This window comes from Oryzomicrobium sp., assembly GCF_036820405.1.
Lineage (GTDB): Bacteria > Pseudomonadota > Gammaproteobacteria > Burkholderiales > Rhodocyclaceae > Oryzomicrobium.
Genome location: NZ_DAISLS010000006.1, coordinates 110,799 through 136,972, shown reverse-complemented (window position 1 = coordinate 136,972; position 26,174 = coordinate 110,799). Strand labels below are relative to the sequence as shown.

16 protein-coding genes and 1 CRISPR repeat array are annotated in these 26,174 nt (G+C 64.8%); of the genes, 2 read left to right on the top strand and 14 right to left on the bottom strand.

Translation table 11 applies throughout. The features are described from left to right. Positions 1 to 22: 22 nt before the first annotated feature. From V7Z98_RS07100 to V7Z98_RS07055, 10 genes are all read right to left on the bottom strand, one after another. Positions 23 to 1,000 (bottom strand): glycine/sarcosine/betaine reductase selenoprotein B family protein, encoded by a 978-nt coding sequence (locus tag V7Z98_RS07100; protein ID WP_334157484.1) that lies wholly within the window; start codon positions 998 to 1,000, stop codon positions 23 to 25. A 2-nt stretch (positions 1,001 to 1,002) separates the two neighbouring features. Beyond that, entirely contained in the window at positions 1,003 to 2,007 is a 1,005-nt protein-coding gene (locus tag V7Z98_RS07095) for a Bug family tripartite tricarboxylate transporter substrate binding protein (protein ID WP_334157483.1), read from the bottom strand. Positions 2,008 to 2,130: 123 nt separating this feature from the next. After that, on the bottom strand, positions 2,131 to 3,522 hold the full coding sequence (locus V7Z98_RS07090; protein ID WP_334157482.1) for a phenylacetate--CoA ligase family protein: 1,392 nt from the start codon (positions 3,520 to 3,522) through the stop codon (positions 2,131 to 2,133). Between the two features lie 73 nt (positions 3,523 to 3,595). After that, the gene (locus tag V7Z98_RS07085) at positions 3,596 to 5,098 is read right to left on the bottom strand and encodes a tripartite tricarboxylate transporter permease (protein ID WP_334157481.1); all 1,503 of its coding nucleotides are present in this window, start codon (positions 5,096 to 5,098) and stop codon (positions 3,596 to 3,598) included. Positions 5,099 to 5,107: 9 nt separating this feature from the next. Continuing rightward, positions 5,108 to 5,605 carry a tripartite tricarboxylate transporter TctB family protein gene (locus tag V7Z98_RS07080; protein ID WP_334157480.1) on the bottom strand — a complete coding sequence of 166 codons (498 nt, stop codon included), beginning with the start codon at positions 5,603 to 5,605 and terminating at the stop codon, positions 5,108 to 5,110. A 255-nt stretch (positions 5,606 to 5,860) separates the two neighbouring features. Continuing rightward, positions 5,861 to 8,119, bottom strand: a complete 2,259-nt coding sequence (locus V7Z98_RS07075; protein WP_334157479.1) for a molybdopterin guanine dinucleotide-containing S/N-oxide reductase — start codon at positions 8,117 to 8,119, stop codon at positions 5,861 to 5,863. Between the two features lie 210 nt (positions 8,120 to 8,329). Further along, positions 8,330 to 8,617 (bottom strand): hypothetical protein, encoded by a 288-nt coding sequence (locus V7Z98_RS07070; protein WP_334157478.1) that lies wholly within the window; start codon positions 8,615 to 8,617, stop codon positions 8,330 to 8,332. 71 nt (positions 8,618 to 8,688) lie between these two features. Beyond that, complete coding sequence (locus tag V7Z98_RS07065) at positions 8,689 to 9,057, bottom strand: hypothetical protein (protein WP_334157477.1); 369 nt, start codon at positions 9,055 to 9,057, stop codon at positions 8,689 to 8,691. Positions 9,058 to 9,219: 162 nt separating this feature from the next. Next, positions 9,220 to 9,846, bottom strand: coding sequence for a response regulator transcription factor (locus tag V7Z98_RS07060; RefSeq protein ID WP_334157476.1), 627 nt, complete (start codon positions 9,844 to 9,846; stop codon positions 9,220 to 9,222). Between the two features lie 492 nt (positions 9,847 to 10,338). Further along, positions 10,339 to 12,024 (bottom strand): inverse autotransporter beta domain-containing protein, encoded by a 1,686-nt coding sequence (locus tag V7Z98_RS07055; protein WP_334157475.1) that lies wholly within the window; start codon positions 12,022 to 12,024, stop codon positions 10,339 to 10,341. A 245-nt stretch (positions 12,025 to 12,269) separates the two neighbouring features. Here V7Z98_RS07055 and V7Z98_RS07050 point away from each other — a divergent pair, with 245 nt between their 5' ends. Both V7Z98_RS07050 and V7Z98_RS07045 read left to right on the top strand, forming a co-directional pair. Then, positions 12,270 to 12,998, top strand: a complete 729-nt coding sequence (locus V7Z98_RS07050; protein WP_334157474.1) for a response regulator transcription factor — start codon at positions 12,270 to 12,272, stop codon at positions 12,996 to 12,998. Then, positions 12,998 to 14,950 (top strand): sensor histidine kinase, encoded by a 1,953-nt coding sequence (locus V7Z98_RS07045; RefSeq protein ID WP_334157473.1) that lies wholly within the window; start codon positions 12,998 to 13,000, stop codon positions 14,948 to 14,950. The genes V7Z98_RS07050 and V7Z98_RS07045 overlap by 1 nt, the downstream gene beginning before the upstream one ends. 18 nt (positions 14,951 to 14,968) lie before the next feature. Further along, positions 14,969 to 21,719: a CRISPR direct-repeat array (repeat unit 28 nt; unit sequence TTTCTGAGCTGCCTATACGGCAGTGAAG). A 131-nt stretch (positions 21,720 to 21,850) separates the two neighbouring features. Here V7Z98_RS07045 and cas6f read toward each other — a convergent pair. From cas6f to csy1, 4 genes are read right to left on the bottom strand one after another with little or no spacing between them, the layout of a single operon-like run. Then, positions 21,851 to 22,414: a type I-F CRISPR-associated endoribonuclease Cas6/Csy4 gene (cas6f, locus tag V7Z98_RS07040; RefSeq protein WP_334157472.1), complete on the bottom strand. Its 564-nt coding sequence runs from the start codon at positions 22,412 to 22,414 to the stop codon at positions 21,851 to 21,853. Between the two features lie 10 nt (positions 22,415 to 22,424). Continuing rightward, positions 22,425 to 23,468, bottom strand: coding sequence for a type I-F CRISPR-associated protein Csy3 (gene csy3, locus V7Z98_RS07035; protein ID WP_334157471.1), 1,044 nt, complete (start codon positions 23,466 to 23,468; stop codon positions 22,425 to 22,427). Between the two features lie 2 nt (positions 23,469 to 23,470). After that, positions 23,471 to 24,601: a type I-F CRISPR-associated protein Csy2 gene (gene csy2, locus V7Z98_RS07030; RefSeq protein WP_334157470.1), complete on the bottom strand. Its 1,131-nt coding sequence runs from the start codon at positions 24,599 to 24,601 to the stop codon at positions 23,471 to 23,473. Further along, entirely contained in the window at positions 24,594 to 25,907 is a 1,314-nt protein-coding gene (gene csy1 / locus V7Z98_RS07025) for a type I-F CRISPR-associated protein Csy1 (RefSeq protein WP_334157469.1), read from the bottom strand. The genes csy2 and csy1 overlap by 8 nt, the downstream gene beginning before the upstream one ends. Positions 25,908 to 26,174 lie beyond the last annotated feature (267 nt).

Sequence of the window (26,174 nt, the reverse complement as noted above, 5' to 3'; positions counted from 1 at the left end):
AAGCGATGGGCTGCGGGGCGGATCAGTCCGCCGTGCCCAGCTGCGCGCGGCGCAGGGCCTCGGCAATAGCCTTGGCCCGGTCGGACTCGGCACGCAGGCGGGGAATGTCGGTGGGGTCGAGCCGGGCGGGGTTGCTGTAGTCGAGCTTCCAGGCCGGGTCGTCGCTCCAGGCCAGGGGCGACTGGACCGTGGTGCGCGGCGCCGGTGCCCGCTCCAGCAGTTGCAGGGCCAGCTCCAGGGTGTAGTCCTGGGACTGCGGATCGCCGGGCCGGCCAGCCCCGTTGCCCAGGGGAAAGTCGCTGAACAACAGGCGCGGCACGCCGCAGTGCTCGACGATGTCCTTGGCGCAGCCGAGCACCACCGTGGCGATGCCGTGGGCCTCCAGATGGCGGGCCACCAGGCTCAGGGTCTGGTGGCAGACCGGGCAGTTGGGCACCAGCAGGGCCGCATCCACCCCATCCTCCCGGCAGCGGGCCAGGATTTCCGGGGCATCCACCGCCAGGGTGTGGCGCTGGCTGCGGTTGGTCGGCGCCCCGTGGAAGCGCGCCGCCAGGGGGCCGATGCGGCCCTGTTCCGCCAACCGGCGCAGGGCCGGCAGGGGAAACCAGGTGCCGCTGTCGGCCATGCTGGTGTGGGTGCGGTCGATGGCGACGTGGGCGATGCGCAGGTCGTGGTCCCTGGCCGTATCGCCGGAATAGACCCGGTAGAACTTGGCCGCCGCGTTGTAGGGCGCCCCCGGCCCCTGGGGCCCCTTGTCCGGCTGGTAGGGCGCCGCCGTGGTGATGAGGGTCAGGCGGCTTTCGGCCAGGGGCTTGACCAGGGGCTGGAACGGCACCTCGCCGTAGTGAGCCCAGACATAGGGGTTGGCGTAGCCCAGGGCCAGGTAGTAGTCCCGGGTGCGCTCCAGGTAGGGCACGGGCCGGTCGAACTCGGGGGCGAAATCTGCCTCGGCGGCCGAGATGGTCCCGACCGCGGCGGCGGGGTGGAGTGCACTCGCCATGGTCAGTCGAAGGTGGCGCCGGAGGCCTTCACCACTTGGCCGTACTTGGCGTAGTCGGCCTTGATGCGCTGGGCGAACTGCTCCGGGGTGGTGGTCCACGGTTCCAGCCCCTGGGCCGCCAGGCTTTCCTTCACGCCGGGCTGGCGGGCGATGGCCACCACCTCGGCGTTGAGGCGGGCGACGATCTCCTTGGGCGTGGCAGCGGGGGCGGCCAGGCCGAACCAGGACACCACCTCGAAGTCCGGATAGCCGGCCTCGGCCACGGTGGGCACGTTGGGCAGCAGGGGCGAACGCTCACGGCTGGCGATGGCGATGCCCTTGACCTTGCCGGCCTTGATCTGGGGCGCCAGCACGGTGAGGGTGTCGAAGGAAAGATTCACGTCGCCGGAGAGCAGGGCCGCCACCGCCGGGGCGCTGCCCTTGAACGGCACGTGCAGCAGGTCGGCGCCGGTGGCCAGGCGGAAGTTCTCACCGGCCAGGTGGATGATGGTGCCGCTGCCGCTCGAAGAGTAGCTCACCTGGCCGGGCTTGGCCCTGGCCAGGGCCACCACCTCCTTGACGCTGTGTACCGGCACCGTGCCGTTGGCGGCGATCACCACGGCGGTGGAGGCGAGCAGGGACACCGGGGCGAAGCTGGCGAAGGGGTCGAAGCGCAGGGTCTTACTCAGGTGCGGCAGCACGGTGAGCTGGCCGGTGGGCACCAGGGACAGGGTGTAGCCGTCGGCCGGGGCCTTGGCCACGAACTCGGCGGCGATGGCGGTGCCGGCGCCGGGCTTGTTGTCCACCACCACCGGCTGCTTGAGCCGCTCGGAGAGCTTGTCGGCGTAGAGGCGGGCCACCGCGTCGGCGGCGCCCCCCGGCGGATAGGGCACCACCAGCTTGATCGGCTTGGCCGGCCAGGCGTCGGCCTGGGCGGCGGGGGATAGGGCCAGGCCGGTGGCGGCGGCCAGGACGGGAACAACGGCCGCCAGGGCTTTCAGGGCCGTGGCGAAGCGGGATTTGGACATGGTGGGTTTCTCGCGGAAATTCGGGATGCGGGATTCGAGGAACGGGCCGTGGCGCATTGGTGGCTGGGGTAGAGAGGGAGAAGGCTTCCGCCCTCCCCTGCCCTATGCGCACAGATTCCGGACTCAGGCGGCCTGGGGTACCACCTCGATCAGCTTGGTCTTCTGCCCCGAGCGGGGCAGGCTGCCGAAGGGCAGCACGGTCACCACCGGGCGGAAGGTGAGCAGTTCGCGGATGCGCTGCTCGATGGACTTGGCCAGGGCCGGCCATTCGGCCTGGGGGGTGTCCGGGCCGGCTTCCACCGCCAGTTGCAGGGGCGGCTCGACCCGGGGCGGCGGCGCGTCGAGGCGGATGCGCAGCTCGCCGGAAACCTTGGGCTGGAACTGGCCGACCACGTTCTGGATGGCGGCGGGATAGACCTTGACCCCCTTGATGGCGAGCATGTCGTCGGCCCGGCCGATGATCTCCATGCGCACGCCGAAGTGGCCGCAGCCCGGGCACTCGCCCACGTGCAGACGCAGGATGTCGCCGGTAGCGTTGCGGAACGAGGGGGCCGCCTCGTATTCCAGGGCGGTGTGGATGGCCTCGCCCACGGCGCCGTCCTTGATCTCGATGGGCTGCTTGGTCGCCGGGTCCACCAGGTCGTAACGGAAGCAGTAGTCGTCGGCCAGGTAGTGCATGCCGTGGTAGTGCTCGCTGGCGCAGGAGATGGTGCCGTTGTGCCAGGCCCCGCCGGTGGCGTCGAACACCTGGGCGCCGAAGTGCTCGCGCACCCGCTGGCGGAAGGCCGGCAGGCCGGCACCGGGCTCGCCCGAGCAATAGATGATCTCGATGCCCAGGGCCCCCACCGGCTTGCCCAGTTCCTGGGGCGCCCGCTCGATCAGCTGGTTGACCATGGACGGCGTGGCGAACAGCACCCGGGGCCGGGTCAGTTCGATGTAGCGCAGAATCTTCGGCACGCCGCCCTCGGCCCCCACCGCCACGGGGCGGGCGCCGTAGGCTTCCAGGGCCTGGACGTAGGTGATGCCGGCCAGCCACAGGGACAGGCCGAAGGCGTGGAAGGTGGTGTCGCCGGGGCGGATGCCGGCGAACTGGAACATGCGGCCGAGCACCTTGTAGGTGATGTCCAGGTCCTTGCGGCTGAACACGTAGAAGGTCGGGGTGCCGGTGGTGCCGGAAGTGGCCGCCAGGTGGATGGCGTTTTCCGGCGCCGTGGTCAGGTGCAGGCCCAGGGGGTGGCCGTAGCGGGCCAGGGAGGCGTCCTGGGAATCCCGGTGGCGCACCTTGTCCAGAAAGGCGGGCAGACGGCGGAAGTCGTCCAGGGTCTTGATGTCGTCGGGCGAGGTGACGCCGGCCTCGATGAAGCGCTGGCGGAAGTAGTCCTCGTTGCTCCACACGTAGCGGATCTGGCGTTGCAGCTTCTGCCAGCGGATTTTGTCCAGTTCAGCCAAGTATTCGCCGGGGTCGCGGGTGGCGATGCCGAGGTAGTTGGGGCTGAGGTGGTGGGTGGTGCTCATGGGAATCTCGTTGAAAATCGGGCGGTAAAAGTTGTTGAATCGGCAGGAAACGGAGCTGAGCGCAAACGGCGGCTCAGTCCTCCTGGAAGGCCACATCCCGGGTGCGGCGCACGTTGGGCAGCACCAGGATCACCACCAGGGCGGCGGTGGCGAGCAGCAGGCCCAGGCTCAAGGGCCGGGTGAAGAACACGGTGGCGTCACCCCGGGCGAGCAGCAGGGCGCGGCGCAGGTTCTCTTCCATCAGGGGGCCGAGGACGAAGCCGAGCAGCAGGGGCGCCGGCTCGCAGCGCAGCTTGATGAACAGGTAGCCCAGTAGGCCGAAGGCCACGGTGAAGGCCACTTCCAGGGCGCTGCCGTTGACGCTGTACACGCCGACGCAGCAGAACAGCAGGATGGCCGGGTAGAGCAGCCGGTACGGCACCTTGAGCAGGCGCACCCACAGGCCGATCAGGGGCAGGTTGAGCAGCACCAGCAGACCGTTGCCGATCCACATGCTGGCGATCAGGCCCCAGAACAGCTCGGGCCGCTCGGTCATCACCTGGGGGCCGGGGACGATGCCGTGGATCATCATGGCGCCCACCATCAGCGCCATCACCGCGTTGGGCGGGATGCCCAGGGTGAGCAGGGGGATGAACGAGGTCTGGGCGCCGGCGTTGTTGGCCGATTCCGGCGCCGCCACCCCTTCGATGGCGCCCTGGCCGAAGCGGGACGGGTCGCGGGCCAGCTTCTTTTCCAGGGTGTAGGCGGCAAACGAGCTAAGGATGGCGCCGCCCCCGGGCAGCACGCCGAGCAGGGAGCCGAGAAAGGTGCCGCGCAGCACCGGCTTCCAGGTGGCGCGGAAGTCCTCCCGGCTCGGCCAGACGCCGCCCACGGTGGTGGCGAAGATGTCGCGCTTCTCGCCCTTTTCCAGGTTGGCGATGATCTCGGCGATGCCGAACAGGCCCATGGAAACCACGACGAAGCCGAAGCCATCGGACAGCTCGGGAATGCCGAAGGAGAAGCGCTCGGCGCCGGAATTGACGTCAGTGCCCACCAGGCCCAGCAGCAGGCCGAGCACGGTCATGGCGATGGCCTTGATGAGGGAGCCGTTGGCCAGCACGATGGCCGCCACCAGCCCCAACACCATCAGGGAAAAGTATTCCGCCGGGCCGAACTTGAGGGCCAGGGCCGACAGGGGCGCCGCCAGCACGGCGATGGCCACGGTGGCCACGGTGCCGGCGAAGAACGAGCCCAGGGCGGCCACCCCCAGGGCGGCGCCGGCCCGGCCCTTACGGGCCATGGCGTAACCGTCCAGGCAGGTCACCACCGAGGAGGATTCGCCAGGCAGGTTCACCAGGATCGCCGAGGTGGAACCGCCGTACTGGGCGCCGTAGTAGATGCCGGCGAGCATGATCAGCGCCGACAGGGGCTGGAGCCCGTAGGTGATGGGCAGCAGCATGGCGATGGTGGCCACCGGCCCCAGGCCGGGCAGCACGCCGATCAGGGTGCCCAGGGTGACGCCGACGAAGCAATAGCCCAGGTTGGCGACGGTGAAGGCCGCGTCGAAGCCCAAGCCCAGGTTGGCAAGCAGGTCCATCGCCGCGCCTCAGGCCAGCAGGCCGGCGGGCAGCACCGCCACCGGCAGCACTTCGAAGGGCAGCCCCAGGCCGTAGAAAAATACCCCCACGGCAAAGGCCGCCAGGCCGGCGGCCAGGACCGCCACCTCGCGCCAGCGGGTCTCGTGGTGGGCGATGCCGCTCACCACCACCAGGGCCACGGTGGCCAGCACCAGGCCCAGGGCGTTCACCGTGAGGGCGAAGAGCAGCACGCCGATGGCCACGAGCAGCACCGGCTTGAACGAAATGCTTTCGACCCGGCCGTCGTCGGCCCCTTCGCCGTCCGGCACCACGCGCAGGGCGGCCAGGGCAATGGCCAGGCCGAGCAGGGCCAACAGTCCGCCCAGAAGCAGGGGGAAATACCCCGGGCCCATGCGCATGGCAGTGCCCAGGGGGTAGCGCAGGGCACCACCGGCGGCGACCACCCCGAAGGCGATGAACAGGCTGCCGGCGATGAAGTCCCGGCGGCGCAAAATGTGCAGATGCATGGCAAATCCCTGTCTGGTTCAAGACGGACAATCGTCCGCGACACCAGGAAATTAACAGGGGCGACCATGCCGGCACAAAGAAGCAATCTTTATTTTTCTAGCAGCTTTTCTGATAAACGAACAAAACCCCTCATAAAAGAAATTTATTTTCTTTTCAACAAATCGAATAAGCCGCCAATCCTTTGAATTTCAAGAAACAAAAAGGCGCCACAATGGGCGCCTTTCGAGCAAATCAATAAACATTTTCCGATTACCTCATGCCGCTGCCACCTCCACCAGGCAGCTCATGGCGTTGGCGCCCTGGGTCAGGGTCGAGGTGCCGATGTCCAGGGTAAGCACGTTGGGGTTGCCGGAGCGCTCCGGCCCGCCCTCCTCCGGGTCCGGGTCGAACCAGGCGCCGGTAGCCATCACCGCCACGCCCGGGGCGATGCCGTCGGAGACGCGCAGCCCCGCCAGGCAGGCGCCCCGGGCGTTGAACACCCGCACCACGTCGCCGTCGCGCAGGCCCCGGTCCGCCGCATCGGTGGGGTGCAGGGACACTGCTTCCCGCCCGGCCACCTTGCCTGCCTGGGCCAGGGGCGCCGGGTCGAGCTGGCTATGCAGCCGGTCGGCGGGCTGGACGGTGACCAGGTGCAGGGGATGGTCCGGCCCCGCCGCCCCGAGCCATTCCACCGGCGGCACCCAGGCCGGGTGCGGGCCGATGTCGGCGCCGCCATGGCCGGCGATGGTTTCGCTATAGAGCTCGATGCGCCCGCTCGGGGTAGCCAGGGGATGGGCCGCCGGGTCGGCGCGGAACTCGGCGAGGAAGACGAAATCCTCCCGGGGCGCCGGCAGCTCGACGAAGCCCCGCTGCCAGAAGGTGGCAAAATCCGGCCAGTCCACGGGCACCCCGCCCCGCCGCTGGGCCTCGCCGCAGCGCTCGTAAAGCAGGCGAATCCAGGCTGCCTCGTCACGCCTCTCGGTGTAGGCATCCCGGTAGCCGAGGCGCTCGGCCAGATCGGCGAAGATGGCGTAGTCGTCCCGGGCCTGGTGGCGCGGCACGATGGCCCGGTGCATGGCCAGCACGTAGCGATCCCGGGACGAGCCGCCGATGTCGTTGCGTTCCAGGGCGGTGGTGGCCGGCAGCACGATGTCGGCATGGCGCGCCGTGGCGGTCCACCAGATGTCGTGCACGATCACCGTCTCGGGCTTCTGCCAGGCCTGGCGCAGACGGTTCAACTGCTGGTGGTGGTGGAACGGGTTGCCCCCGGCCCAGTGCACCAGGCGTACGTCCGGGTAGGTGGCGCGGCGGCCGGAGAAGTCGTAGGCCGCCCCCGGATTGAGCAGCATGTCGCTGATGCGCGCCACCGGGATCGCCAGCCCGGCCGGGTTGGTGCCCAGGGGCATTTCCGGCCCCGGGGTGAACGCGCGCGGATTGCCCACCCCGTTCATGGAACCGTGGCCGAAGCCGAAACCGCCGCCGGGCAGGCCGATCTGGCCGAGCATGGCGGCCAGGGCGATGACCATCCAGTAGGGCTGCTCGCCCCGGTGGGCGCGCTGCACCGAGTAGGCGCAGGTCAGGTAGCTGCGCGCCCCGCACAACTGGCTGGCCAGCCGGGCGATGCGCTCGGCCGGAATGCCGGTGATGGCCGCCGCCCAGGCCGGGGTCTTGACAACGCCATCCCCGGCGCCATCCAGGTAGGCCGCCAGTTGCGGGTAGCCGACGCAGTGGCGGGCGAGGAAATCGTTGTCCGCCGCCCCGCGCCGCTTCACCTCGTAGGCCAGGGCCAGCATCAGGGCCACGTCGGTGTTGGGGCGGATGGGAATCCACTCGGCGCCGAGAAAGGCCGGGCAATCGTCCCGGGTCGGGCTGATGTTGATCACCCGGGCGCCACTGGCCGCCAGCTTGCGCAGCCAGGGTTCCAGGGAATGCTCGGCGGCTCCGCCGGAGGACACCTGGGCATTCTTCACCGCCAGCCCGCCGAAGGCGACGAACACCTTGGTGTGGTCGATGATGCTCGGCCAGGCGGTGACCCGTCCGGTGAGGGGGCTGTAAGTGCCGATGACGTGGGGCAGGAGGAACTGGGCCGAGCCCCAGCTGTAGTTGCCCACCTGGTCCACCGCCCCGCCGCCGGCAAAGTAGAAGCGGCGGATCAGGGAACGGGCATGGTGCAGCCGCCCCGCCGACGACCAGCCGTAGGAGCCGGCGAACAGCCCGGCCGGGCCGTGGGTCTCGCGCACCCGGCGAATCTCGCTGGCCACCAGGTCCAGGGCTTCGTCCCAACCCACCTCGACGAAATCCTCCCGACCGCGCAGGCTGCGGTCGCTCTTTTCCCGGGCCGCCAGCCAGGAGCGGCGGATAGCCGGACGCCGAATGCGCCGCTCCGAATAGACCATGGGTGCAATCGAATCGAGCAGGGGCGACGGGTTCGGATCGTGGGTGAAGGGCTCGCAGCGAACCAGGACGCCATCCTCGACGACGGCGGTGAAGGCGCCCCAATGGGCGAGCTGGGGAAAGCGTTGCTGACGCGGCACGGCAGATTATCGAAAGCAGGGCGGCAAGGCCCGGGCGGCCGACTATAGGCAAGGGAACCGCCGCCGGCAATGCAGGGATTCTGCTAAGGATATGCGGCGAAGGCGGGGGGCGCGGGGCCACGACGGCAAGCGCGCCCACCCCGAAAAAACAAGACCTTTCCGACGGCTGCCGGAAAGGTCTTGCCGAACCATGGCGTTACCGCCCCCGGCTTAACCCATTTCCGGGACCTTGGTGGTCACCGTCACCAGGTCGGAGCCCGTTTCCCGCTGGGCAGAAATCACGACAGGCCCGCGGATTCCGGTATCGAGGACATTTTTCCCCGCCTTGAGGGTGAAACGTTTCTGGTCGTACCGGGTGTTGTTTTGAGTGTTGACCTTCGCAATGACCACGGTCGTATCGATCCGGTCACCGCCCTGGCGCACGAGGTAAACCCCGTGGCCCTCCCTCACTTCGATGGGATTGGAGGGATTCCCGTCGATGAAATTGTCAGACGACATTTGCCTTCCTTTCACTTGGTGATGGCTGGAGCCGCCCGCCGTCGCCACAGCCCGGCCGGCGGCGAAGCGGGTTATTTCTTGGCGTGGACGTTGTTGCCGTCGAACAGGTAGGCCGTCCCCTTGGTGCAGTCGTAGGTGCAGCCATTGTTCTGGACGAGGACGTGGATGCGTTCGCCGCGGGCGGTGAGCTGCACCGCCTGGTGGGGAGCGATCTTGCGTTCCTCGTAGCGCACCCAGCGCACGGCATCGTCCTGGTCGAAGGTCTGGACGGACACGGTCTCGTCCGTGTCGTTGAGCCAGGTGACGTAGCCCTGGGCGGGGCGGTAGAGGAATTGCAGGTTCTCGATCAGCTTGGCGGCCTGTTCGGTGATGGCCTTGACGCCGAAGTCGAGGAGGCCCTCGCCGGAAGCGCTTTGCACGGGCAGGTCTTGATCGGGCATGGTGGTGCTCCTTGTGCGGAAAGTTGGATGGTTTCGCCATATACAAATGGCATTGCCAATATTAGGGAGGCGCGCCCCTTCCATCTGTCCGGTCGATTCCCGGCACAGCTGTCGGGAATCGACCCACAGGCCACGGCAGGCGGGGCCTTCAGCCCGCCCGGCTCACTCCGTCCGATCCAGGCCGCTGCGCACGGCGAAGCGGATGAGGTCGGCGGTGCAGCCCAGGCCCAGTTTCTGCATCAGGCGGTTGCGGTAGGTCTCCACGGTCTTGGGGCTCAGTGCCATGGCCCGGGCCATGGCCTTGGTGGTCCGGCCGGCGGCGATGCCTTGCAGCACTTCGTGCTCCCGGCGAGAGAGTCCAGGGTCGGCCGCTTGCGGGGCCGGGAGCGCAGAGGGAGAAGGTTGCGATGGGAAATTGAACAGGCCGCCCCCCAGGACCAGCAGCAGGGTCGCCAGGACGGACTCGAAATCGTTCGTTCCCGTCAGGATCGCCGCGATGCCGGGAGGCCGGCGGGCGGCCTCCCCGGGCGGATGCTCATCGGCGGCCACATACACCACCCGGGTAGCAGACTCCGCGGCCGCGGCAGCGGCCACGGCGGCACACACCTCTCCGTCGGGCGGGTGGCCGGTGACGACCACCACCTCGGGCCGATGGGCCTGGAGCTGGGTGCGGGCCTCCTCAGCACCGGCGACGGCCGCCAGGGCCACCCCGACAGGGCGGACCTCCAGCCAGAGCGCCAGGGGGTGGCGGGCGAGAAGATGGGAATTCGTGAGGATCAACGTAGCCATGCCTGCTCTCTCTTGGTGATGAAAAACCGTAGAGGCAGGGCGGGTCGGCGCGGGGGGCGAAACGGCTGGCGTGGCGGGGCGGGAGGGCCAGCCCCTATCCCGGCAGCGGAGGCTGGACCGGAACGTTTCCTACTGCATTGAGCTGCGCCGTACCTGTGGCGGTGTCGACCGCGCGCCCGGGCAGGCAGGGCGCCTGGGGAAATGAGAGCGGTGGGGACTGGGGGCGCGCCAGGGGGACGCTCCGGCCGCTTGAGTGCGGCCGACCCCGATAGCATCAACGTTGATGACTTGGCCCGGACTGTAGCGGCCGGAGGGAAGGCTCTAAGTCACCTGACTGGCAACACCAATGACGATGAGAATGCCGGCCCGAAATGGGCTGGCAACGAGCCCGCAATGGGCCGGCAATGGCGTCCCTATTGGCTTTCCAGGCAGGATGGGTATGAACGGCGACCGCGCTGAACCAGCTGTCCCCGTCGTGCCCTGCCACCCCCATCAGGGGCAGCTGTGGGCCACCCCGCCGGCATCCACATAGCCGATCGTCCCGCCGCTACCGCTGCTGCTGCACGAGCCCGCCAGAACGGTGTTGCCCGTGGAACCCGGCAGGGGCGTCGAGCTGCTGATGTGGAGGGCAATCGAGGCACCGACCCCCTGGCCGGACAAGGTATTGCCGCTCACCAGTGCCGTCGAGTTGGTCAGCAGTTGCAACGCAATGCCAGAGCCGCCCCCGACATTGGTGTTGATAGCGGTCAGGCTATTGCCCGTGACGGTGGCGTTGGTGGTGTTGTTCAGCCGCAGGGCGATGGCCGAGGCGACGGGGCTGGTGGCCGTCACCGTGTTGCCGGCAATCACCACACCGCTGACGCCGTTCGCATCGATCCCGTAGACCCATGTGTTGGCACCGTTGGCGGCGGTATTGGCGGCGTTGATGGTCATGCCGCGCAAGGTGCTGCCGCTGGCCATGGTCACCGATGCCTGGGAACCGAGGTTGGGCGGCGAGAGGGTCGAGGCCAGGGTGGCCCCTGGTGCGGCCAGGGTGACGCTATGGCCCGAAGGCGTCGTCACCGTCAGGTTGCCGAGGCCGATGAGGCTCTGGCCGGGCTTGAGCGTGAGGGGGGCGGTGGTGTCGAACCTGCCGGCCAGCACCACGGTGGAATTGTTGCCCGCTGCATCGAGGGCGTTCTGCAGGTTGGCGCCGGTGGTGGTGGCGCTGTTCACCAGCGTCACCGCCTTGCCATCCAGGGTGACGGCGTTGCTGGCCGTTGCGGCATCCACCGACTCCATTTGGGTCGAGACGCGACGCTGGGTCACCACATCGACGTCGCGCACCACCGGCGCCACCATGCGCCGCGCCTGGGCCGAGAGCGGGCTGCGCGCCTCGTCGGCCTTGCCCAGGGGAATGCGCAGGCGGACGGAGAAGAACTGCTGGCTGCCCCGGGCATGGTCGTGCTGGGCCTCGGCACCGACAAAGAGTGCCGTGCCGCGCCCGAACCAGCCCAGGTCCTCGAAGGCCAGCTCGGCCCGGGCCCGGGGGCCTTCGACGGTAATGCCGGCCATGCTGAAATGGTAGCCGCCGGCATAAACGCGCAATTGGCGGCGCGCTTCCGAATCGAAGATCGGCAAGCGCCAGCCGGCTTCGGCGTCGAAGCCCTGCAAGGAGCGCTCTTCCCGGTTGGTGGTCGTCACCTGGACCGTGCTGCCGGACAGCGCTGCCGTGCTGGTGCTGCCCAGATCGTGGGTCCGGGTGCCGACCGGCACGTAGGCATTGGCACGCAGGTCGACGTCCCGGCCCAGGGCTTCGACGCCCAGGGTCGTCTGGTTGTAGTAGTAGCCGGTGTCCGAGGAACGGCGCCGGTCGAAGTAGCCGTAAGTCCCCAGGTTCCAGCCGTTCTCCAGCATGTGCCGCACGCCCAGGCCGAGGTTGCCTTCACGGCCGCTCTCGCTGTCGAAACGGGTGCGCACGTTGGCGAAGTAGAGGGTGCGGGCGTCCTGTGCGATGGGCAGGAAGAAGTCCGCCTCGCCGATATTGCGCTTGTTGCCGAGCTTGCCCTCGAAGTCCAGGTGAGGCAGCCACTGGGCGGCGCCGTCCTGGGCGGTGGCGGCCATGGCAAAGGCCGCCAGGCACAGGCTCACGGCAGGACGGGCGGTGGAATCGAAAATGGCGCGGCAGAGCAATGACATAGCGTTATCTTCCTTATCGTCCGGAGGGGTCAGCAGGCCCCGGCGGCCACCCTATCCAATTGATGACGGTTGTATGCGTTGCACGGCGTTTCCATGTATTGGAGGCGTTTGACCAAAACCACGAGATGTTACGGGCTGTCCGGGCCAACATTCCAATTGATTTCTGTCAGATGCTGTCAAAATCTGGCCATATCGCGGCAGGCCGCTAAACTTGGCCGGTTCTCCATTCTTTTATGCCGGTTCAGATGAAGCCGTCCCCTCCCCCTTCCCTCGTCGCCGTGGTCGAGGACGACCCCGGGTTGTGCGCCGATCTGGTGGAGTTTCTGCAATTGCGCGGCATGACTGCCCGCGGCTTCGGGAGCGCCGAGGACTTCTTTCAGGTTTGGCCCTTGGTGCATTTCGACCTGCTGTTGCTGGATATCGCCCTGCCCGGCGCCAGCGGCCTGGAAGTGGTGCGCCGCGTGCGCGCCCAGGACGCCGCCGGCATCGTGATACTGACGGCCCTGGACGCCGCCGCCGACCAGGTGACCGGGTTGTGGGCGGGGGCGGACGCCTATCTCTCGAAGCGCAGCCCCCTGGAGGTGATAGAGGCCACCTGCCTCAGCGTGCTGCGCCGGCTGAACATGGCAGGTACAGCGCAGCCAGCCGCCGGGCAGGCTGACGAGGCGAACCGCTGGCATCTGCGCGAACGGCAGTGGTCCCTGGAAACCCCCAACGGCCTCATCGTTCCCTTGACCCACACCGAGCGCATCTTTCTTACCACCCTGTTCGACCGGCCCGGCGAGGTGGTGGAACGGGAGAGGCTGCTGGCCGCCCTGGGCAAGCAGGACACCCTCTCGAACCTGCGCAACCTAGACAATGCCGCGAGCCGGCTGCGGCGCAAGGTCCAGCAGGCCTGCGGCATCGAATTTCCCGTGCGTCCGAGTTACGGCCAGGGCTACACCTTCATCGGCGACTGCGAGGTCAGCGCGTGATGCGGCGCCTGCTTGCGGCCATCGTGCTGATCGTGCTGATCGTGCTGATCGTGATGGCCGGGGCAAGCCAGGCCGCCCCCCTGGTGCTAACGGCGGATACGCGGTATGCCTCCCTGGAAGGCCGGCTGGAGCATTTTGCCGATGCCGCCAACGCCCTGTCCTTCGAGGCGGTTCGCCAACAGCGCTTCACCCTCCTCCCCGAATTCCGCAGTCTGGGCTACGACACGGCCGCCCACTGGTTCCGTTTCGAACTCAGCAACCAGGCCTCGGCCGCGCCCACACGCTGGGTGCTGACCATCGGCATTCCCGAGCTGGAGGAAGTGGACATCTGGGTGGAAAAACCGGAGGGAGGCTTTGCACAGTACGCCCTCGGCTATCACCGGCCTTACGGGGATCGCCCGTACCAGACCCGCCTGTTCGCCGTGCCCGTCGACGCCTCCGGGCACACCGACGTCTATTTCCGCGTGCGCACGCACAACGCCATCAACGTCACCGCCGAACTCTGGCAGCCCGGCGTTTTCGTCGCCAACGAAACCCGCAGCAATTTTCACGGCGGGTTGTACTTCGGCATCCTGCTGATCGCAGTGCTGCTCTATTCGATACTCGGCGCGTGGCTGCGCGACGTCGTCATGGCCGCCTATGCCGGCTATATCGCCTCCCAGGTGCTGTTCAACCTGGGCGTCACCGGCTACCTGCCGGTGCTGTTCGCCATCGATGCGCCATGGCTCGTCGATGTGTTCCCGCGCATCGGCTGGCTGGGCGGGGCGATCGCCATCGTGCTCATGTGGAGCCGGCTGCTGGAGCTGAAACAGGCCTATCCGCGCATCCACCGCCTGTATCGGTTCACCATCTTCCTCAACCTCGCCCTGCTGCCCTTCGCGCTGATGCCCTTTCTGGTGACCTCGGCGCTGCTGGTGGTCGTGAAGCTGGCGAATTACCTGAACAGCCTCAATTTCTTCATCGGCATGGCCCTGGTGCTGATCGCCTGGTGGCGCACCCGCCGGGTCGAACTGATGGTGTATTTCGTCGCCTTCATCATTCCGGCGCTGGGCACCGGGGTGAACACCGCCGCCAACCTGGGGATGCTGCCCCAGAACGTGGTGGCCCTCTACCAGATGGCCCCCCTGGTTCATGTGCTGGTGATGAGTTGCGGCCTGGCGCTGCGCCTGCGCCAGGTGCAGCGCGACAAGGCCATGGCCGAGCAGGAGGCCACCCTCGCCACGCAACGGACCGAGGAACAGCGGCGCTTCGTCGCCATGCTCTCCCACGAATTCCGCAACCCCCTCGCCGCCATCGACCGCTCTGCCCAGATGATCGGGATCAAGACGCCGGAACTGGCGGCCGAAGAAAGCCGGCGCCTGGCGCAGATACGCGGCAACGTCGCCACCCTTTCCGGGCTGGTGGACAACTTTCTGCTGACGGAAGCCCTCGACCACGGCGGCTTGGCCCTCTCCCGCACGCATTGCCCCATCCGCCCCCTGCTCGAAGAGGCGGTGCGCATGCTGGGCGAGGATGCCGGCAAGCGGGTCGTGCTGACGGTCGAACCCTCCGACGCAGCGTTCAGCCTCGACCCCACCCTGCTGGGCATGGCCGTGGGCAATCTGATGGACAACGCCCTGCGCTATTCGCCACCCGACACCGCCGTGGAAATCGCGGCAACAGTAAGCGCCGGAGAACTGCGCATCAGGATCGCCGACCGGGGCCCATCCCTGAACAACGAGGATCTGGCGATGCTGGGAACCCCCTACTACCGCGCCGACTCGTCGCTGGGCAAGAAAGGCAGCGGCTTGGGCTACTACTTCGCCAGACGCATCGTCGAAGCCCATGGCGGCAACTTGCAGGCCAGCGCCGGGGATGGCGGGGGGATGGTGGTGGAGATCGGGCTTCGTGGTACGGCAAAACTACACACTGCGACAGCTCCGCAAGAGCGGCTATGCGATGTAGTGCATTGAGCTGTTTATTTTTTTCGGTTTATTAGCTGCCTGTACGGCAGTGAAGCGTGGACGGCATAGATGGTCTGGTGGCTCACATTTCTGAGCTGCCTATACGGCAGTGAAGGCGGATGGCGTTGCCGTCATTGATGATCGGCATTTCTGAGCTGCCTATACGGCAGTGAAGGGTGTAGGTTCTGCCTGCACACTGGTTTGTGTTTTCTGAGCTGCCTATACGGCAGTGAAGGCCTCGGCGCTGGTCACGGAGAAGGACGAAAATTTCTGAGCTGCCTATACGGCAGTGAAGCGCCTGATTTCCCCATGCGGCTACGGCAAGGCTTTCTGAGCTGCCTATACGGCAGTGAAGCTGACCTTCCCGACTGCCGGCGATTCCACCCATTTCTGAGCTGCCTATACGGCAGTGAAGGCCTGCGTGTCAGCGCGAAGCTTCCCGTATGATTTCTGAGCTGCCTATACGGCAGTGAAGATTTGGAAGCAAAGGTGACGGCCGTTACGTGCTTTCTGAGCTGCCTATACGGCAGTGAAGACTACAGGGGCCGAGCGCATGAAGGAAGAGGCTTTCTGAGCTGCCTATACGGCAGTGAAGACTACCAAGGCACTCGGCACCCCCTGCAGCCTTTTCTGAGCTGCCTATACGGCAGTGAAGCGACTACGTGCGGCCCCGGCAGCAGGAGGGCGTTTTCTGAGCTGCCTATACGGCAGTGAAGGCGATGCTCGCCGCGATACCGGTGACGCGAGTTTTCTGAGCTGCCTATACGGCAGTGAAGGTGAGTATTTTCCGTCCCGGTGCTCACCATGTTTTCTGAGCTGCCTATACGGCAGTGAAGATTGTCGTCCAGGGTCAGCCGGATGCGCATCGTTTCTGAGCTGCCTATACGGCAGTGAAGCGGAATCGGACCGATGTCGCTTGCGCTCTCTTTTTCTGAGCTGCCTATACGGCAGTGAAGCAGGGCGCTCTGGCCATGCTCGACCTGGTGCCTTTCTGAGCTGCCTATACGGCAGTGAAGGAAAGGCAAAAATACCCTTTATATCGACCAATTTTCTGAGCTGCCTATACGGCAGTGAAGCCGGTGGCCTTGGCGATAGCGGCGCGGACCTTTTTCTGAGCTGCCTATACGGCAGTGAAGGGCCTGGCGCTTCTACAAAGGCCGCCGCGCCTTTTCTGAGCTGCCTATACGGCAGTGAAGTTCGACCCGTTCGTCCTGGCCGTGCTGCGCCATTTCTGAGCTGCCTATACGGCAGTGAAGACATGACGGTGACGATGTTCGGCGTTGACTCGGTTTCTGAGCTGCCTATACGGCAGTGAAGCCGTTCGGCGCTCGATGCCATCGAGGGGGACCTTTCTGAGCTGCCTATACGGCAGTGAAGGTCGTCGAACGAATGCATCTGGATGCGCTCCTTTTCTGAGCTGCCTATACGGCAGTGAAGGCCAGCTTCTTGGCGCCCCACTTCGCCATGTTTTTCTGAGCTGCCTATACGGCAGTGAAGGTAGGCCGCGCTCGCCATGGTGCCGTTCACCATTTCTGAGCTGCCTATACGGCAGTGAAGAAGTCGCGCCTGGTGGCCAGGGCCCCGTGCCATTTCTGAGCTGCCTATACGGCAGTGAAGGGTTACGACTTCGATGGATCGACCCTTGAAGCTTTCTGAGCTGCCTATACGGCAGTGAAGGCCGTCGTATCCGGCCAGATCATGCCGGGATATTTCTGAGCTGCCTATACGGCAGTGAAGGGTCTTGATCTTGGTCATGGTCAGGTGCTCCATTTCTGAGCTGCCTATACGACAGTGAAGACCTCGGCGGTGATGTTGGCGATGCCCAGGGATTTCTGAGCTGCCTATACGGCAGTGAAGGAAAGTTTCGCCAGTCCAGTAAGCCTCCGACTTTTCTGAGCTGCCTATACGGCAGTGAAGAAGATCGCCTACGCGGCCCGCGGGGTGTTCCTTTTCTGAGCTGCCTATACGGCAGTGAAGGCCACTAGCTTCTTCGCCAGCCCCGGGCGCATTTTCTGAGCTGCCTATACGGCAGTGAAGATGGCTTGGGCCACGCCCAGGGACGGGGTGCTTTTCTGAGCTGCCTATACGGCAGTGAAGGGCGGAACAATTACCTGGATTCACGAGCAGCTTTTCTGAGCTGCCTATACGGCAGTGAAGCCCCGGTTTTCCCCCACCAGCTGATTGACCGTTTTCTGAGCTGCCTATACGGCAGTGAAGGCGTTGGAACTTCTCATGCAGATGATGCTGCCTTTCTGAGCTGCCTATACGGCAGTGAAGTCGGACTTCACCTGCCGCGCCGCCCGCTTCAATTTCTGAGCTGCCTATACGGCAGTGAAGGAGGTCACCAACGGCAAAAACGCCTCAACCAATTTCTGAGCTGCCTATACGGCAGTGAAGAGGGCCAGGATGGCCCGGCGGCGGTTCTTTTCTTTCTGAGCTGCCTATACGGCAGTGAAGGTGAGAGCGGGCATTGACACGACAGTTTGCGCTTTCTGAGCTGCCTATACGGCAGTGAAGAGCGTGCCGGAGTACGTGGCCGTGTTGTTGTTTTTCTGAGCTGCCTATACGGCAGTGAAGACGCACAAGATTCTGAGTGCTGCATCCCCTAATTTCTGAGCTGCCTATACGGCAGTGAAGGTCACCTTCCCCGGAGGGAACGGATTCCCACATTTCTGAGCTGCCTATACGGCAGTGAAGGAAATCGCGGCGGGCGCCGTGCTGATCCCCCTTTTCTGAGCTGCCTATACGGCAGTGAAGTTGCACTCGATCCGCACCAGCCCGCAGTCCCGTTTCTGAGCTGCCTATACGGCAGTGAAGGGCGCAATGGCGCCGCTCGCGTCGTAGGTCTTTTTCTGAGCTGCCTATACGGCAGTGAAGCCGATCAGCTTGGCGGTCTTGATCTTGGTCATTTTCTGAGCTGCCTATACGGCAGTGAAGCAGCACTGGGCCACGCTCTGGCGCGACGGCGTTTTCTGAGCTGCCTATACGGCAGTGAAGGGTTACGCATTATCCCGCTTTACCCTATTCAGTTTCTGAGCTGCCTATACGGCAGTGAAGCCTTTGGACGACGACGGCGATGCGCTGCGGCTTTTCTGAGCTGCCTATACGGCAGTGAAGCGGGACGTGGCCCAGCGCACGGCCGTCCTGTCTTTCTGAGCTGCCTATACGGCAGTGAAGCGTGAAGGACTGGATCAGGTCAGGAACTGGAATTTCTGAGCTGCCTATACGGCAGTGAAGTTCCGGAACCGACGATCACCACGTACCGCCGCTTTCTGAGCTGCCTATACGGCAGTGAAGACTATTTGTACATCAACAACGCAACACACAGATTTCTGAGCTGCCTATACGGCAGTGAAGGTATCCAGTCCGCTGGTTCGCTACCAGGATCAGTTTCTGAGCTGCCTATACGGCAGTGAAGTCATGGTTACGACTCCTCTGTGGTTTCACGGTTTTCTGAGCTGCCTATACGGCAGTGAAGCCCAGGTAGAGGGCGTTTTTCTCGCGCAAGAATTTCTGAGCTGCCTATACGGCAGTGAAGGAAATCACGCGGTCCATGGTGGGTTCTCCGAGTTTCTGAGCTGCCTATACGGCAGTGAAGCTGGAGCGACCTCCCTCCCCGCCTCCAGCACTTTTCTGAGCTGCCTATACGGCAGTGAAGGTGAGTATTTTCCGCCCCGGTGCTCACCATGTTTTCTGAGCTGCCTATACGGCAGTGAAGCGGCTTTGAAAAGGGAAATCACGCGGTCCATTTTCTGAGCTGCCTATACGGCAGTGAAGAGCCAACCAATGGTGTCGCGGATGTTGTTGATTTTCTGAGCTGCCTATACGGCAGTGAAGCCGAAGGCCAGGGTGCTCACCTGGTGGATCATTTTCTGAGCTGCCTATACGGCAGTGAAGGCCCCCATGCCACGGCCATGATGGCGGGGATTTTTCTGAGCTGCCTATACGGCAGTGAAGGCACGGCCAGCACAATACCAACCGATCCCGGCTTTCTGAGCTGCCTATACGGCAGTGAAGTAGCTGCCATCCTGCTATCAATCGGGCTCTTCTTTCTGAGCTGCCTATACGGCAGTGAAGATGAGCTGTGCCGGGTCCATGTTCAGCACGATTTTCTGAGCTGCCTATACGGCAGTGAAGAGCTTGAGCCATTTTCGGTTTCTCCTATTCGGTTTCTGAGCTGCCTATACGGCAGTGAAGGTCGAGATCAACAGCGTCGGCGGCGACGTGATTTTCTGAGCTGCCTATACGGCAGTGAAGTTGTCGCCGTACTCCAGGGCGGAACTCACATATTTCTGAGCTGCCTATACGGCAGTGAAGCGGGATGCCGCTGTCCAGGCCCAGGCGGCTTTTTTCTGAGCTGCCTATACGGCAGTGAAGCCGTAACGGCGGACGCCGCCGGCAACATCGTCTTTCTGAGCTGCCTATACGGCAGTGAAGATGCCGTTGAGCAGGCTGCCCAGGTTGTAGCGTTTCTGAGCTGCCTATACGGCAGTGAAGTCCGTGGTTGTTATTTCCCCTACAGATGCAGATTTCTGAGCTGCCTATACGGCAGTGAAGTATGGCGGAATGCACTCCGGGGCGCCGGTACATTTCTGAGCTGCCTATACGGCAGTGAAGACGCTCTCTTGGGCAGCAGCGCTTTTCCCGCTTTTCTGAGCTGCCTATACGGCAGTGAAGTCTGCCGAAACGCGGCCAGCGAAGATCCGGTTTTTCTGAGCTGCCTATACGGCAGTGAAGCGGGGCATCCGCGAAGATCGACGGGGCCACCTTTTCTGAGCTGCCTATACGGCAGTGAAGGCGAAGAACCGCCCGGATGGGCGGTTTTTTTATTTTCTGAGCTGCCTATACGGCAGTGAAGCACGAACTGGGCATGATCGCCGGCTGGCGGGCTTTCTGAGCTGCCTATACGGCAGTGAAGGAGGGGAGTGACTTCCACCAGCCGGGTACGCTTTTCTGAGCTGCCTATACGGCAGTGAAGAGCCCCATGGCGATGATGCCGGCGATGATGGTTTTCTGAGCTGCCTATACGGCAGTGAAGATCTTGGCCTGAGTGGCCTCGCGGTTGTAGTCTTTCTGAGCTGCCTATACGGCAGTGAAGCGGCTCAAACCACGATCACCAGCACCCCTGACTTTCTGAGCTGCCTATACGGCAGTGAAGGCCGGGAGCTCTCCTCCAACATAGAAATCAGCTTTCTGAGCTGCCTATACGGCAGTGAAGCGGCCCCGACTAAATCACGCCAGCCCGCAAAATTTCTGAGCTGCCTATACGGCAGTGAAGCCGTTGCCCCAGCCGGATTAGCTGAAGAAGTTTTTCTGAGCTGCCTATACGGCAGTGAAGACCACCCTGGAGCTGGCCGCCCTGCAATCCCTTTTCTGAGCTGCCTATACGGCAGTGAAGGCTTCGGCAGCTCCCGCGACTACACTGGCTCTTTTCTGAGCTGCCTATACGGCAGTGAAGTGGCTGCTCCACCTTGTCGTGGCCTTCTTCACTTTCTGAGCTGCCTATACGGCAGTGAAGGAACGCGCCGAGGCCGAGTCGATGCTCGCTGATTTCTGAGCTGCCTATACGGCAGTGAAGTAACCCGGCGGACAAGGGCGGTAACGCTTTGATTTCTGAGCTGCCTATACGGCAGTGAAGAGGAAGGCCGGGTCGGTGATGTTGCCGCGGTATTTCTGAGCTGCCTATACGGCAGTGAAGCCAGCAGCTCACCGGAGCCGCCGCGGGCCAGTTTTCTGAGCTGCCTATACGGCAGTGAAGACGATCGAGGATCGCATCGAGGACATGGCCGTTTTCTGAGCTGCCTATACGGCAGTGAAGGAGATCACCGTGCCGGCATGCTGGCCGTAGCCTTTCTGAGCTGCCTATACGGCAGTGAAGTCGGCCATTTCAGCGAGGAAGGATTTCTTCGTTTTCTGAGCTGCCTATACGGCAGTGAAGTTGCAGGAACTCCATCACGTTAAGGATCACCTTTTCTGAGCTGCCTATACGGCAGTGAAGCTGCCGTCATGGGTTGATGAGGGCGTTTTGTTTTTCTGAGCTGCCTATACGGCAGTGAAGCCGTCGATGTTGCCGACGTACTTTTTGACGCCTTTCTGAGCTGCCTATACGGCAGTGAAGCGTCTGCATGCCGAAGTTCAGCAGCTTGTCCATTTCTGAGCTGCCTATACGGCAGTGAAGTTTCCTTGGGAGCTAGATAAACCGCATTCTCATTTCTGAGCTGCCTATACGGCAGTGAAGTTTTTCTGCCCGTGTCTGCCTGGGCGTGCCCATTTCTGAGCTGCCTATACGGCAGTGAAGCCGTCTACAACGTTGTGCTGATCCTCGTTTGTTTTCTGAGCTGCCTATACGGCAGTGAAGTGCGCACTCCCGGCCTGACCAAGCGCCGCCAGTTTCTGAGCTGCCTATACGGCAGTGAAGAGCTGGTAGCCGTATTGAAGCCACCGCTGGCTTTTCTGAGCTGCCTATACGGCAGTGAAGCGTGAAACCCGGCAGGCCATAGTGCTCGGCAATTTCTGAGCTGCCTATACGGCAGTGAAGGGCGATCATAGGACCAATGAAGGGAATACGCATTTCTGAGCTGCCTATACGGCAGTGAAGGCATGGCTGCCGGCATGGCTGTTGACGCCGATTTTCTGAGCTGCCTATACGGCAGTGAAGCCTTGACGAACTGGGGGCCTGGCTCAACACCCTTTCTGAGCTGCCTATACGGCAGTGAAGATCAACGATGAATTGGGTGTTGGCGTCCATCATTTCTGAGCTGCCTATACGGCAGTGAAGTAGCCACAACATTACCCCAGCCCCTTGCCTGGCAAGGAACTCCAACATTTTCCCCTGGCTTGACCCAAAAATAACGCCCCTTCTCCACTTCCTTTAAAAACAAGGAGATGGAAAAGGGGCGAGAAAAAGGGTTAGAACCAGGGCAGTGTGGCGGTCGGGCTGAGGCCGTAGGCGCTGAAGGCGCCCGGGCTGGCGCCGGCCTGGGCGGGCAGGTGCTCGATAAACAGGCGGAACTGCTGGCCGGTGCTGGCGCTGCGTAGCGTCAGGTAAGGCAGGTCGAGCCGCCTGGCGCTGGCATCGGGGATCGCCTCGGCGGCTTCGGCCTCGCCGATGCCCTTGCGCCGCATCAGCCGCCGCCGCAGGCGCTCCGGGCTGCTTTTGGCCTGGACCCGGCGGACGAGGCAGTGCCCGGCCCCCGGAGGAACCGGGGCAACCTGCCCCACCGCCAGGTGGTCGGCCATGCCGGCCAGCCAGCCGCTGCCCAGGAAGGCCGACAGCTCGCCGGCGCCGCCATGCAGCCGCAGGCAGGCCCCCAGGCTGGGGCGCCGGGCATCCACCTCGGGGAAACTGATGCCGATGCGCCCTTCGCCATGGGCCACCAAACCGCGGTGGAACTTGGCGAACAGGGCGTTCATCAGCAACGGCTGGGGGAATTCCGGGTCGGGCAAAAGACGGAGGTCGACATAGGCGTCCATGGCGCGGGCCTCATTCCTTGTCGCTGTCGCCGAACACGCCGCCCCGGATCAGGGTGGCCATGACGAAGTGCCGGCCACCTTCGTCCGGCACCTGGTCCTTGAGCACCCAGCCGTCGAGCAGGGTGTAGAAGTCACCCTTGCGCGGCTGCCGGTAGGCCTTGCCCTGGCTGGTGACGGAGCCGTAGGGCTCGACCGCGATGGGGCCCAGGCCATCGCCGTCCTCGTCCGGGTACCAGGTGTCGACGGTGCGCAGGGCGTTGCCGACCTTCTGGCTGTGCAGGGCGGCCACCTCGTTCACCGCGTACAGCACCTTGCTCTTCTGGCCGCGCTTGTCGCCCTTGTCCAGCACCAGCTCCTGGGAGGGATAGACCTCCTGGCCGTCGCCGACCCGGGCGTAGGCCACCACTTCGAGCAGAACGTGGTCCCGGCCCGCCAGGCCCTGGGCGATGGTGCCGGCCAGCTGCTCCAAATCCTTGGCCGAAGCAGCCGGCACGTCGAAGTTGCGCAGGCTGAAGGCCATGGCGTCGAAACGCCAGGTGTGACTGGCCTCGCCGCCCACCAGATGGCGCACCACGACCTCGACCTGTTCGGCACCGACCCGGTTGCGCCACAGGAAGCGGCCATTGGCCAGGTTGATGGCGTAGCGGCGCGCCAACTCGGCAAAGCCGATCTCGTCCACATAGCTTTGCACCGTGGCTTGCAGCTTGGAGCGGTAGGCGGCGTTGTTGCAGGCCGACGGCTGGCCGGCGCCGCCCAGCACGCGCAGGGTGAAGCGCACGCGCAGGGTGTCGGCGTCGTTGGGCAGGGCCGCCACGTCCACCGTTTGCAGGTTGGGGTTTTCGATGGCGGCGTCGAGCTTGGCGGCGTCGGCCCCCTTGGTCTTGAGCCGGTTCGAGATCGTGCCGCGCACGGATTTTTCGCGCAGGGCGACGGCCGACCACTGCCCGTCGGCGGTGCGATCCGCCCAGCGGCCGGCGGCAAACAGCGCGTCGGAAGGGTCGAGCTTGCGTTCAAAGGCGAGGACGGAGGCGGTGGTGAGTTCGTTCTTGGCCATGGTCAGGCTCCTTGCATGGTGGTTTCGCCGGCGCCGGCGAGGGTATCGACGTGATCAACGTAATGGTTGGTGCAGCGGTACAACCCGGCGAGCGGATCGGCGGTGCTGTGCCACAACAATTGCTCCAGGCAGCCGAGGCGGTGCGGCCCGAGCCACTGCCCAAGCGAATAGAGGCTTTCGACGAAGCGCAGCGGGGTGGCATCGTCCCGGGCGCCGCCGACCTCGCCCGGCCCGTGGAGCGGCGACAGGCCCGCGTAGCCGACCGGCAGGGGCACCAGCCAGCCGGGCCGTCTCTCAACGTCCCAAGCGACCTTGGTGGCCTCTTTGGTGGCTTCCTTGGTGACCTCTTTAACCGCCTGCGGCCCTGGGCCGGCACCAGCTTCACCCTCGGCCACCGGAACCGGCGGGGCCGTCTCCACGGGCGGAACGGGCACATGGTTGAGGCCGCTGAGGTGGAGCAAAGCATCGAGCAGGCCGGCGCCGTGCGCCTCGGCCTGCAACGCCGCCAGCCGTTCGGCCAGCAGGTCGGGGCGATGGACCAAGGCGAAGCCCGGCAAGAGCCGGCGGCGCAACCTGGCAAAGGCGCGGCGCTGCTCGTTCCGGGATTCGGGCCAATCCAGCCAGTGTGCCTGCCACCTCGGCTTGGCGGGCAGGATGCTGCCCCCGGCCAGGCGCATGCCCAGGGCGGCCTGGCCCGCCGCTTCGGCAAACAGCTGGCCTTCGAGGGCTTCGATGAAACCGTGCTGCCGCACCCCGAGGACCAGGCTCACCTCCAGGTGGGCCTTGCCCTCCTCGACAATGGCCGGCGGCGTGCCGTCGGCGACGAACTTGGCCGCATCGCGCTTGAGGTACACCGGATTGCGGCTCTGGGTGAACACCAGATGCCGGCGGCGGTTTGGGGTGAACACCTGGGGATCGAAGCCGTGGCAGACGATGCCCACGCCTTCGAACGCCACGCCGTGACTTGCCGCCAGCCGCCGTTCGAGGGCATGGGCGAAGCCGAGAAAGGCGCTGAGCGCGGGAAAGCCCCAGGTCAGGGGCCCGGAAACGGCATTGGCGTTCTGCACCCGCAACCGGGGCAGGAGCAGCACGCCGGCCGGACCGGAGGGGCGCAAAGGGTTGCGGTCATTCATCGCCCAGGTTCTCCTTCAACAGGTTCAGCTCCCGGTCCAGCACCCGCCGCCATTCCAGGGCCTCGTCGTCGCCAAAGCCGGTCTTGTCGGTTTGCAGCCGGCCGTTCAGCCATGCGGAGAAGCGGCGGCACACCTCGTCCTTCCACGCCCCGCCGAGGTAATGGGCCTGGCTGGCTTCGTCATCGCGGTGGTGCAGTGGATCGAGCCAGCATTGCTCGTCCAGGTTGAGCCGGCAGCCTTCGCGGACGCTCCAGCCCGGCTCCAGGGTGCGCAGTTCGGCGGCCATTTGCAGAACCTGATCGACCAGGTCCGCCACAAGTTGCTCCCGGGTGGCGCGAATGCGGACATTGCTGGGGGCATTGCGCACGCTGACCAGGAAATCGCGCAGAACCACGGCCAGCCGCCGGACTTCGGGCCGTGCGCCGAACTGGCGCCGGGCCATGAAGACGGTGTCGCAACCCAGGGGCGGCTTCACCTCTGCCGATTTCCACACGGGCGGCAGGGACGGCAGCAGGTAGTTCTCGCCCCGGCGCTCGCTGTTGAGCTGGCTGATGTTCTGGGGTTTGGAACCGCCGAAGCTCTGGATGGCCAGCCGGGGATAGTCCCGGAACCCCCGCTCGCTGTGCTTGCCGGCACGCCGAGCCTCCCGGGCTGCCTTGGCGCCGTCGGAGAACAGGTCGTCGTTGATGCGCCGGTAGGCCGCATGGGCCAGTGACGACGAGAACAGCGGGGCCAGCAGGTGGTATTGCCCCTCCCCCACCGGCCAGTAGATCTGCCGGGCCAGCTTGTGGGAGGCGGGCCGCCCGCGGGAACGGCCCAGGCCGGCAAAGGCCGACAGCCATTCACCGGCCTGGGCCGGGTCGTCGGAGAGGGCCGCAGCCAGGGCCGGGTCGCCGGCCTCGGCGCGCTCCAGCAATGTGCGGCCATCCACCTTCAGGCGCAGGAACTTGTAGACGTCGAGGGCCGCCGCGTTGCCGACCACGTCCGGCGCCCAATCGTCGCCCAGAGTATGGGTGCCGAGTTCCAGCGGCGGCGCCGCCGGATTGCCCCGGCTGGCCAGGCTCGACCCATCCGCCGAGGGGTGGGTGAACTTGACGGCGTGGGACACCAGTTGAATCTGCCCCACCCGGCGCACCGCATCGGCCAGCCACGCGGCCGGGCGATGCTCGTCGATGAGCCGCTGCCGGGCCTCGTCATCCCCGGCTTTGAGCTTGTCCAGCTTAGGCTGGAGGCGATCCTGCAAAAAATCGATGATGGCTCGCTGAATGCGCGCCACATCGTCCATAACCGTTACGGTCGAAGCCACTATGTACTCCTTCCTAGTAGGGGGACGGTAGGGATAAAATCGGCCCCGGAGCAAAAGCTCCGGGGCCGGTTTTCAGGCTATTAAGGTTGGGTACGTGCTAGACACCAGTTCCTCCCTTTCTGCCGCATCTGGCCCTGCGGCTTGGCTCCTCGTTCTCAACGAGTAGTTGGCTTCACCCGACGACGAGGTCTGATCACCTCGTCGTCTTTCTACACAAAAAAATCTAACCTAGTTTTTCCTATGAGGAAAATTCTAAAAAGGTATTTA

Bases quoted from the DNA above. Each gene is read 5' to 3' on its own strand.
- V7Z98_RS07065 (WP_334157477.1), bottom strand. From the start codon at position 9,057: ATGCCCGATCAAGACCTGCCCGTGCAAAGCGCTTCCGGCGAGGGCCTC.
- V7Z98_RS07100 (WP_334157484.1), bottom strand. From the start codon at position 1,000: ATGGCGAGTGCACTCCACCCCGCCGCCGCGGTCGGGACCATCTCGGCC.
- csy2 (WP_334157470.1), bottom strand. From the start codon at position 24,601: ATGAATGACCGCAACCCTTTGCGCCCCTCCGGTCCGGCCGGCGTGCTG.
- csy3 (WP_334157471.1), bottom strand. From the start codon at position 23,468: ATGGCCAAGAACGAACTCACCACCGCCTCCGTCCTCGCCTTTGAACGC.
- V7Z98_RS07085 (WP_334157481.1), bottom strand. From the start codon at position 5,098: ATGGACCTGCTTGCCAACCTGGGCTTGGGCTTCGACGCGGCCTTCACC.
- V7Z98_RS07095 (WP_334157483.1), bottom strand. From the start codon at position 2,007: ATGTCCAAATCCCGCTTCGCCACGGCCCTGAAAGCCCTGGCGGCCGTT.
- V7Z98_RS07080 (WP_334157480.1), bottom strand. From the start codon at position 5,605: ATGCATCTGCACATTTTGCGCCGCCGGGACTTCATCGCCGGCAGCCTG.
- V7Z98_RS07060 (WP_334157476.1), bottom strand. From the start codon at position 9,846: ATGGCTACGTTGATCCTCACGAATTCCCATCTTCTCGCCCGCCACCCC.
- V7Z98_RS07050 (WP_334157474.1), top strand. From the start codon at position 12,270: ATGAAGCCGTCCCCTCCCCCTTCCCTCGTCGCCGTGGTCGAGGACGAC.
- V7Z98_RS07045 (WP_334157473.1), top strand. From the start codon at position 12,998: ATGCGGCGCCTGCTTGCGGCCATCGTGCTGATCGTGCTGATCGTGCTG.
- V7Z98_RS07090 (WP_334157482.1), bottom strand. From the start codon at position 3,522: ATGAGCACCACCCACCACCTCAGCCCCAACTACCTCGGCATCGCCACC.
- cas6f (WP_334157472.1), bottom strand. From the start codon at position 22,414: ATGGACGCCTATGTCGACCTCCGTCTTTTGCCCGACCCGGAATTCCCC.
- V7Z98_RS07070 (WP_334157478.1), bottom strand. From the start codon at position 8,617: ATGTCGTCTGACAATTTCATCGACGGGAATCCCTCCAATCCCATCGAA.
- V7Z98_RS07055 (WP_334157475.1), bottom strand. From the start codon at position 12,024: ATGTCATTGCTCTGCCGCGCCATTTTCGATTCCACCGCCCGTCCTGCC.